Annotated in this window: 7 protein-coding genes; 2 read left to right on the forward strand and 5 right to left on the reverse strand. The window is 57.2% G+C overall.

What is annotated here, in order from left to right; all coding sequences use genetic code 11:
- Window positions 1-155 precede the first annotated feature (155 nt).
- Window positions 156-1007: a fumarylacetoacetate hydrolase family protein gene (locus tag OR16_RS12980; protein WP_043419571.1), complete on the forward strand. Its 852-nt coding sequence runs from the start codon at window positions 156-158 to the stop codon at window positions 1005-1007.
- A gap of 243 nt (window positions 1008-1250) precedes the next feature.
- Window positions 1251-2471: a fumarylacetoacetate hydrolase family protein gene (locus OR16_RS39665; protein WP_237717044.1), complete on the forward strand. Its 1221-nt coding sequence runs from the start codon at window positions 1251-1253 to the stop codon at window positions 2469-2471.
- Window positions 2472-2981: 510 nt separating this feature from the next.
- Here OR16_RS39665 and OR16_RS12995 read toward each other — a convergent pair.
- The 5 genes from OR16_RS12995 to OR16_RS13015 form a co-directional block, all read right to left on the reverse strand.
- Complete coding sequence (locus tag OR16_RS12995) at window positions 2982-4124, reverse strand: porin (protein ID WP_006158419.1); 1143 nt, start codon at window positions 4122-4124, stop codon at window positions 2982-2984.
- Between the two features lie 475 nt (window positions 4125-4599).
- The gene (locus OR16_RS13000) at window positions 4600-6477 is read right to left on the reverse strand and encodes an amidohydrolase family protein (protein ID WP_237717043.1); all 1878 of its coding nucleotides are present in this window, start codon (window positions 6475-6477) and stop codon (window positions 4600-4602) included.
- A gap of 184 nt (window positions 6478-6661) precedes the next feature.
- Entirely contained in the window at window positions 6662-7654 is a 993-nt protein-coding gene (locus OR16_RS13005) for a Bug family tripartite tricarboxylate transporter substrate binding protein (RefSeq protein ID WP_006158421.1), read from the reverse strand.
- A gap of 48 nt (window positions 7655-7702) precedes the next feature.
- Window positions 7703-8635 carry a fumarylacetoacetate hydrolase family protein gene (locus tag OR16_RS13010; protein ID WP_006158422.1) on the reverse strand — a complete coding sequence of 311 codons (933 nt, stop codon included), beginning with the start codon at window positions 8633-8635 and terminating at the stop codon, window positions 7703-7705.
- A gap of 114 nt (window positions 8636-8749) precedes the next feature.
- Window positions 8750-9259, reverse strand: coding sequence for a VOC family protein (locus tag OR16_RS13015; protein WP_045242628.1), 510 nt, complete (start codon window positions 9257-9259; stop codon window positions 8750-8752).
- Window positions 9260-9396: the final 137 nt, after the last annotated feature.

Here is a 9396-nt window from a genome sequence, read left to right on the forward strand (position 1 = left end):
CGCAAGGACTTCACGGCGCAGTGTGGCTTGCCGGAGAGCGAGTTCTTCGCGGACTCCTTCCTGACGCAAGCAGAGCTGAGCAACGCGGCAGCGTAAGTTGCCACGACCGCTTTCATAGTCAGAATTTTTCGTCGACTTAATATCTTAAATCAATAATGAAATTATTGCGCTATGGGCCGGCAGGCCAGGAAAGACCGGGGATCCTTGATTCAAACGGTCTGATTCGCTCTCTCTGGCCAGCGATCGGGGATATAACTCCGGAAATTCTGCACCCGGAAGGTTTGCAGATCCTCGCGGCCATTAATCCAGAGAACCTTCCGCTAGTTTCCGGAAAGCCGAGAATCGGTGCGCCTGTAGCTGGCGTCCGGCAGTTGGTGGCGGTGGGTCTGAACTACCGCAAGCACGCGGAAGAGGCCGGAATGAAGATCCCAGATGAACCAATGGTATTCACCAAGGCAATCACGTCACTATCCGGTCCAGACGACGACATCGTGCTACCAATGGATTCGGTGAGCACCGATTGGGAAGTCGAACTGGGTGTCGTTATTGGACAAGCTGCGTATCAGGTTTCGGAGGCCGACGCCCTCAGTTACGTTGCTGGATATTGCACAGCGAACGATGTTTCGGAGCGAGCTTGGCAACTAGAGCGCGGTGGGCAGTTTGTCATCGGAAAGAGTGCGCCTGGCTTTGCACCCATTGGCCCTTGGCTGGTGACGAAAGACGAGGTGCCGGACCCGCAAGACCTGGAGCTGACGTTGCAGGTCAATGGTCGGCAGAGACAAAGAAGCAGTACGAACGACATGATCTTCGGCGTAGCCAGAGCGCTTAGCTACATCACGGGTTTCCTCAAGCTTCTTCCCGGGGATGTGGTTCTTACGGGCACCCCATCTGGAGTCGGATTGGGCATGACTCCGAGGACGTACCTCAAGCCCGGTGATGTAGTCACGACCGAAGTGATCGGGCTGGGGCGGCAGCAGCAAAAGGTAAGGCTTGAGGGGGTAGCGTAGTTCTTCCGGCTTGCGCATAAGCTCTAGCAAGTCTTTCGGTAACAGGGCATGGCTTTGTATAGACCGCGCACGCACGGGACGCAGCGCGTTCTCTCGCAGTACCGGTCACCGACATTCCGGCGGTGGGTAAGGAATCCCATAAATCGAAGGGGTTAGAAAATGCGACTAGTGTCGTATCGGCAGGATGGTAGGGCGGGGGTAGGGGTTGTGATATCCGACGATCAGGTAGTGCGCTTGGACGATGTGGATCCAGGCCTGCCACGATCAATGCGGGGTCTTCTGTCGATGGAGGGGGGCCTTGAGCGTGCGAAAGAAGCGATGCGCATGGGGCACGCAGCGGCCGTGAGGCTCGCCAACTTGTCGCTTGATCCGGTGGTGACCGATCCTCACGCCATATGGTGTCTGGCGCGCAACTTCAAGGCGCATGCGGACGAGATCGGTGTCGATGTTCCGCTCAAGCCAATGATATTTCACCGAGTGGCCGCCAGTCAGATCGGGAACCTGCAGCCCCTCGTCCGACCGCAAGTCTCTGAGAAATTTGACTACGAAGGAGAACTCGCGATCGTTATCGGACGTGAAGGGAGGCATATAGCACGTGCGGATGCCCTTGGTCACGTAGCCGGATTTTCCTGCTACAACGAGGGTTCAGTGCGTGACTGGCAGCGCCATTCTTCACAGATCGGAGCGGGGAAGAACTTCGCCGGCACGGGAGCCTTCGGGCCCTGGCTTGTCACACCGGACGAGGTTGGGGATATTGGATCGCAGATTCTGTCTACGCGGCTGAATGGCGTTCAAGTGCAGCATGCTGCGTTATACAGGCACTTCGAGTCCAGAGGTCTGCAGCCTGTCGAGGTTGAGTGTGAGGAGTGCAAGGCGCTGAATCAGGGGCGTACCTTCCGCGTTAAAGAGCCCGCTTCAGGCCTCACCTTCGAGTTCTATGCCGAAGTGATTCAGATGATTCGACCATTTACCTCCTCCCTTGCGAAAATCGCAAGACTTGGCCATGTAGTTATTGGCGCAAGCTCGTTTGATTCAACATACAATTCACTAATCAACGATTTCGGCTTCAGGGTATCCGACTACACTCCGGGGAGGTTTGCATTCCTCAGGTGCTTTCCAAATCCATACCATCACAGCTTTGCGGTTGGCCAGGCCGAGCGGAATCATCTTCACCATATCAACTTCATGGTCTCGGAGATCGACGACATTGGAAGGGCTGTTAATCGTCTGCGCGACGCGGGTGTTGAGATCAGCTTTGGTCCGGGACGGCATCATGCCTCGGGCAGCGTCTTCCTCTATTTCTCTGACCCGGATGGGCTTACAGCTGAGTACAGCTACGGAATGGAAGAGTTCTCGGAAATAGGCGCGCGTGAAGCGCGTATGCTGGAGCGAGGCAAGGACGCCGCGGACCTCTGGGGCGGCTCCCCAAGCCCCGCATTCGGGGCCGCCGGCGGGATCGGCTAGCGTGCCGTCAAGCGTGCGACTCCCGTAGTGAATCAGGCAGTCCGTGACTTTGGGAGCAGAATCCGGTAGCCCTCACCACCCGGGCATTTCCCGCCTTGGCTGCAAAGAGCGGCCTGATGGCTAATCACGCATGTATCAACTTGCATCCCGTGCCATTGACATGGCGCGGGAATTTTTGTTGTCCAAGTATTTCGCGCGGCTGTGTATCAATCATTCCCGCCGCAGCGATGGGAAGCCCGGTACGAATCGGTCGGTCGTCCTTCACGGTGTCACTGTGCGGCGGCGTTACTTTTGGGATGCCTGCCGTGGGGGTGTTCATCAAGTTGAAAGAAGAACAGTTTTCCTTCCTGTCTGACTGCCCCGGCGTTCATGCGGCCACCAGCGTACAGTTCAAATTCTGCAGCGGACCCCGCACCGGTGCTCGCCAGTTTGACGGTGATTCGTGATGTCGAGTAGAAAGTTAAAACGAGAAGGCACCCAATGGGTGCCTTTGATTGACAGTGCTGGCGCCTAGAACTTATGACGGATGCCCATGGCAGCCCCGAACATATTGTTCTTGCCCGCGCCAAGTGCGTAGACGTTTGAGAAGCCGAGGGTCACCGAGTGAAGGTCCAGGCCAGCGTTTTTCGCATAGGCCGTGGTGAAATAGACATCCGTGCGTTTTGACAAGTTGTAATCCACGATGAAGGATGTTTGCCAAGGGTTAGCCGGATGGGTTGTGGGCGCTGACGGAGTGAGCATTACGGTCCTTAGTTTCTCGTAGTAGTAGGCCAGTGTGACAGTCAGCGCCGGGGTAATCTGGTAGTTACCCCCGATCCACCAGAAATCATCGCGCAGGGCAGTCATACCGTCGGAGAACTGGTTCTTGCCCCAACGGTATCCCGCCATGATCACGGCACGATTGAAGGTGTAGTTGACTGCGGCAGCAGCCTTTCTGAACTTTCCGTATGCCCCGGTGACCGGCGTTATTGTGGGATCATATTCATCATAGGCGACGGTAGCCGAGAAGGGGCCGCTTGCGTAGACTAGAGCGGCACCGTAGCCGATATCGCGCCGGAATTGGCCGGGTACCTCGCCCGCGCCGGCGACACCATTGCCGAAAGACCAGTATGCTTCGCCGCTTACGGCGCCGAATTTACCAGCATACTTGATGGTATTATCGGAACGATAATTGATGCCGGTCATGACATCCAGGGGCTCGTACTGATAGGCGTATCCGGTCGGCGAGAAATTGGCGAGCACTGTGCCAAGAGAGGTGTACTGGCGACCAAATGTCACGCTGCCAAGGCTATTGCTCAAGCCGACAAATGCCTGGCGCCCAAACAGGCGGCCCCCTTGCATCGATTTGCCATCGTCCAGGCCGAAGCCACTTTCCAGAACGAATAGCGCTTTTGTGCCGCCACCCAGATCCTCCACGCCCCGTAAGCCCCAGCGCGAGGCCGACATGCCACCGCTGGAGAGCGCGAACCGGTTGTTTCCGGGGCCGACGGTTACTTGCCCCGTGGCCGGATTTACGGTCGGCGTGGCCGGCGCGATATTCGTGACATACTCAATGTTCGCATCAACTACGCCATACAGGGTCACGCTCGATTGGGCATGGGCGACCCCTGTCAATGCGCTCAGCGCCGCCAATGAGGATAGCGATCTTTTCATGTTAAATGTCTCCGGATCTAAGAATTATCGGTGCAGCGCTTGGAACAAACTGCTGATATTTATTTCGAGAAGAGAACTTCCTTCATTGAATTGAAAGAAAGCTGATTCTAATTATTCGGTTCATCACGAAATAATTGAGCGTGATTTTCAATAATTGAATTTTGCGATAATAATCTGAAAATGCAGATAGGGGGTATGACACGGGGTTGCCAATCGGGCGCTCCAGGATTCTCTGGACGAGTAATTCCAATGCTAATCGACGATACTTGTCTTTCTTGAAGAAAGACGCCCGCGCAGGAGGTGCTCCGCATTAGGCAGTTGAGGTTAACCTCCTGGACAGAGGCCGCCCGGGCAGTCCAGGAGGGAAGACCAGTGCTTGCTCCCACATTGCTTCGCATCGACTCTCAGTGCGCAGGAGGGCGCACCGAGATCCGTTGAGAAGGCTTCCGGTGAGCGTCAGGCATGGCGCCTCTGACTAAGGCCTTAGTACATACTCGGGCGCCGTGGTGTTTTGCCCTTTGTAGCCATTCGAGTCCATGAAGTTTGGTCGATAAGGATTCGATTTGCTATTCAGGCCTTGAGGAAGCTTTCCGACAAGCGCCGGGCCGTTGATCCGGGCTAGCACGCGATCGCGCGCCCGGTTGATGTCGCGTACCAGCTTGTCAACGTCCCATCCCACGAGCTTCCCTTGGCGATACACGATCTTGCCCGCAATCAGGACATCGCGGACATTGCGCGACTCCATCAGCGTCACGATCGTGCCGGGCACATTGTTCATCGGGGCGGTATTGATGGTGTTTGCATCAAGCACGACAATATCGGCCTCCTTTCCAGGCGTGAGCGTTCCCACCTTGTCCAGAAGCCCGGACCCGGCGGCGCCAGCGATGGTCATCATTTCGATGACCTGGCGGGAGGAGACCAGTTGCGGCACGGAGAGCCGGTTTGGATCGCTGAGCGGGTAGACAAGATCGTTGGCTAGCGCTCGCTGTAGTGTGTAGGCTCCCCGCATCAGGGAAAACGGGTTGGCGGTCATATTGGCCTCGATGTCCGGCGAGAGGCTTGGCAGGATGCCGTAGTTGAGGCAGAGCTGGAAGGGCGGCATGCCGTGGCGCATCTGCATCTCGATGAGGGGAGCGATGGAAGCGTGTCCGCCTCTTTCCGAAAGGATTTGCCACGCGCGCGATTTGACATTGTTCACCCCGATCTGGGCGACCGGCTCATCCTGCCATAGATTGCAGTGTACAAGCGTGACGTCGGACCAGTCCGTCCCGTTGCGAGGTTCAGCGGCCATGTCGCGGACCATCTGGCCGTGCGCCGCGTGGTTGTTGATCAGCGCACCAAACTCTCGTGCAAGCTGCCAACCCGTGTAGTTCTGTGTCTGCCTTGTCTTGGGATCGACCACTGGTTTCCAGTCTGCCCACGCTCCCAAGGTCACCAATTGATCCCGTGAACTGAAATAGGTCTTGGCCAGCCGGCCGAGCCCGAAGGATGTATCGCCGCTTCGCCCCGGCCATTCGTACGGCTGATCGGGGAATTGGGCTGACCGATCGGTTCCCGGAGAATAGGCGAAAACCGCTCGTTGCCCGGAGTCGAACAGCCCCTTTATCATTGCGTCGGTGTACTCCGGCGTATGCGAGGATTGTGAAGTGTCCGTGCTGGTCGTGATGCCCTGGGTGATCTGGCTCAGGCTGGCGACAAGTTCCGCGAGATAGCAGGCCTCGGGATCATAGGGTGGGCGTCCCAGATCCCAGATGGGCGTCCCGGGGGCTGCGGGATTCGGCATCCTGCCGGGAGTCCAGATTTCCTGCACCACCGTGGTATAGGTCTCGAGTGGCCACACCGCCTTCGGTTGCTCTTCATCCGCTGGAATGGGCCGGACGTGAATGGCGTCGGTGGTGAGGCTTCGCAGCAGGACTTCATACTGGTGATGATGTGTGCTGATGAACCCCGGCATCACGATGGTTCCCGAGCAATCGATGACCTGGGCATCCGCCTTCAGATTTGGGCCGACCGCGACAATCTTCTTGCCTTCTATCAGCACATCCGCTTTCTCGAAGTCGCCGACCTTCTTGTCGAGGCTCAATACAATGCCGCCCTTGAGTAGTATCCGCGGACCAACCGAGCCACCTCTTGCGTCCGTCTTGTAATCGTTTGAAGGAGAACCTGCGGCGGATGCTGTGTCGAAGAAGCCAGCCCCGGTGATGGCCGTACCGGCTGCCATTCCCAATCCAGCTACGCTCGAACGGAGAAAGCCGCGGCGGGACGGTTGATCTACTTCATGAATCTTGTCGAGATTGCCCGCAGGGCTAACTGGCCCGTGGACATCGCTATTATTTGAATCGCGATCGTTCAATTCAACCTCCGATTTGGAGAATGGACAGGAAAGGAAGATGGCACCAAGAGCAGCTGAAATCGGTGAGGCAACATCTCATACGCTTCGTCTGAGAGGTTATCCTGGCGATGTTGTTGTCTCGACAAGCTGGGGGGCGAGTTGGCTCTCAGAGTTTGCTATTTACGATTGTGTGTAGCGCGGGATGCTATTGCACTGAGATTCCGAGTCGTTTGATCAATTCCTGATTACGCTTCAAATCTTCGCGAACAAGATTGGAGATGTCGGCGGAGGTGCGCTCGTGGGCGGGCTCGAAGCCTAGCGAACGGAAATGCTCCTGTACGTCCGGTGCGGCGAGCGCCCGCGCGGTATCGGCACTAATACGCCGAACAACATCCGGCGGCGTGCCGGTTGGTGCAACGAGTGCTGCCCACGTCTCGAACTCGTAGTTCGCCGGGCCACCTGATTCGCCTATCGTCGGAATGTCCGGATAATTCGGCAGCCGTGTTGGCGAGGTCGTCGCGATCATGCGAAGTCGTCCGGATTTCACGAGTGGAGCCACCGATCCAGCGGAAGCGAGGGTGAAGGTAATGTCACCATTCACCACCGAATTGTAGGCCTGGAGGCCTTCCGTTGCGTAGTGGACAGGAAGCAGCTGAGTGCCTGTCATCAGTGCAAGCGTTGCCGTGGCAAAGTGAGAGGGACTTCCTATGTAGCTCGTGGCGTAGCTCAGCTTCCCGGGGCTGGCCTTGGCGGCTTTGATGAGATCACCCACCGTCTTGTACGGGCTATCTCCAGAGACGCAGACAAAGAAAGGTGCGCGGTAGATCAAGGCCAGCGGCACAAAGTCCTTCACCGGATCGTATGGAAGGTTGCGCAGCAATACAGGGTTGATGGTCAGATGTGAATGACCCATGACTAGCAACGAGTATCCGTTGGGTACGGATTTCTTCTCAGCGCTGATCGCCAGGACGCCGTTTGCGCCGGGCCGCGACTCGATGACAACGGGCTTACCTCCCCATATGTTTCCGAGCTTCTCGGCAAGGATTCGCGTCGCTACGTCAGGTGACAGGCCAGTCGCATATGGTGTAAGAACGCGGACCAACTTTGTCGGATACTCCTGGGCGGAAGCGCTGAAGCTTGCCGCACCAAGGGCGGCTCCGACTGCCGCGGCAAGCATGATTGATCTCAAGCGGGGCATGGAAATTCTCCTCTTTTAGCGATTGGTGGCCTGCGGTGTTGCATTCAGTCACGCGAGTCGGTGCTCGAATTCACCAATGCCTTCAATCCAGAGTCTCACGGTCTCGCCCGTACGAAGGAAGCGCTTCCTGGCTGCGCCGGCGCCTGCTGGCGTACCGGTCAGGATGACGTCACCCGGATGCAGCGTCACCCTTGAGGACAACATGGCGATCTGTTCCGGAACGCTGAAGATGAGCTTGTTCGTGTTCGAGTCCTGCATGAGCTCTTCCGAGACCCAGAGCTTCAGCGCCAGGTTGTGCGGGTCGGGAAGCTCGTTTGCCGGAGTGATCCAGGGCCCGAGCGGACATGAGCCGTCGAAACACTTGTGGCCAATCCAGTCCAGATGGAAGGGACTTGCTGGCGGCATCTTCACGCGCCGCATCGCATCGCGAGCGGAAAGGTCGTTGGCGATGGTGTATCCCGCGACGTGATCAAGCGCCTGGGCGACAGGGATGTCCTTGCCAGGCTTTCCGATAACTACCGCTAGTTCGATTTCCCAATCGACCGTCTGCGAGTATGGCGGTAATTTCACTACGGCGTTCGGTCCGACTACCGAGCTGCGGCTTGTCTTAATGAAATGCCACGGTGCTTCACCGAGCTCTTTCATATCCGGTGTAGGTTCCAGCCCCAGGGCGAGTGCCATCTCCGCCCTGTGATCGCTGTAGTTTGCACCGGCGCAGTAGATGCTGCCCGGATACAGGAGCGGCGCGAGCAGCACGCTATCCGTGCGTGCCTGACTCGATGAACGGCTTTCTCCCCTTGCAATACGTTCAGCGGCATCTTCGAGTGCCTTGGAGGCGATGTCCCATTGATCCAGTATGTCAAGCACGGTACTCCACTGGGCGCGAGCGGTTTCGTGTGCCACGTCGTAGATGCGATCCGCCACAAGCATGCCGGCGCGCGGGCCCGTGCTTGACTGGTAACTCAACAAGCGATAAGTCATATGGTCTCCTCGATTAATTTTTTAATTTTTGTCTCAGGACGATCTGGACCGTAGTTTCACGGCCCAGAGTGCGCTGATAGCCAGCCGCATGCGTACGGCATGCTGGCCTGAACCTTATTTGCTGTTTGCCTTGCTGCCGTGCAGGTCGGAGTCCGCGTCGCCGAAGCGGTCGCCGAAGTCGAACATGTCTTCGTGCTGGACGCCGTCATAGAACTGGATTTCCCACCAGTTGTAATCAAGATCCTCGATATAGAACGAGTAGACTCCGTGACGCGTTTCGGTGTCCAGGATCTGTCGTATCTTGTAGCGATCCTTCAGTTGATGGGTCAGCTTCCATGCGTGGTCCACCTGCTCCTTGGTGTCCACATCCAGCCCCCAGTGATGCGTTGAGCTTTGTGGCTTGATCGTGTCGCCCACCTCGACGCAAACGATGTGGAACTTCATGCCGCAGCGCACCGCCATCGAGGATTTTGAGTGACGCACGCATTCGAGGCCGAGTAGCTCCTCGAAGAATTTACGCGTCTGCGCCAGGTTCTGGACCTCCAGCGTGCCGTGCGACATGAATGACGGCCGTATCACCGCCGTCTCGTTTTTGGTAGGGACCGTTGCATTGGAAATTCTCATTGCACTACTCTCCTTGTCACTATGAAAGCGGTCGTGGCAACTTACGCTGCCGCGTTGCTCAGCTCTGCTTGCGTCAGGAAGGAGTCCGCGAAGAACTCGCTCTCCGGCAAGCCGCACTGCGCCGTGAAGTCCTTGCG

It is taken from the genome of Cupriavidus basilensis OR16 (assembly GCF_000243095.1).
Lineage (GTDB): Bacteria > Pseudomonadota > Gammaproteobacteria > Burkholderiales > Burkholderiaceae > Cupriavidus > Cupriavidus basilensis_D.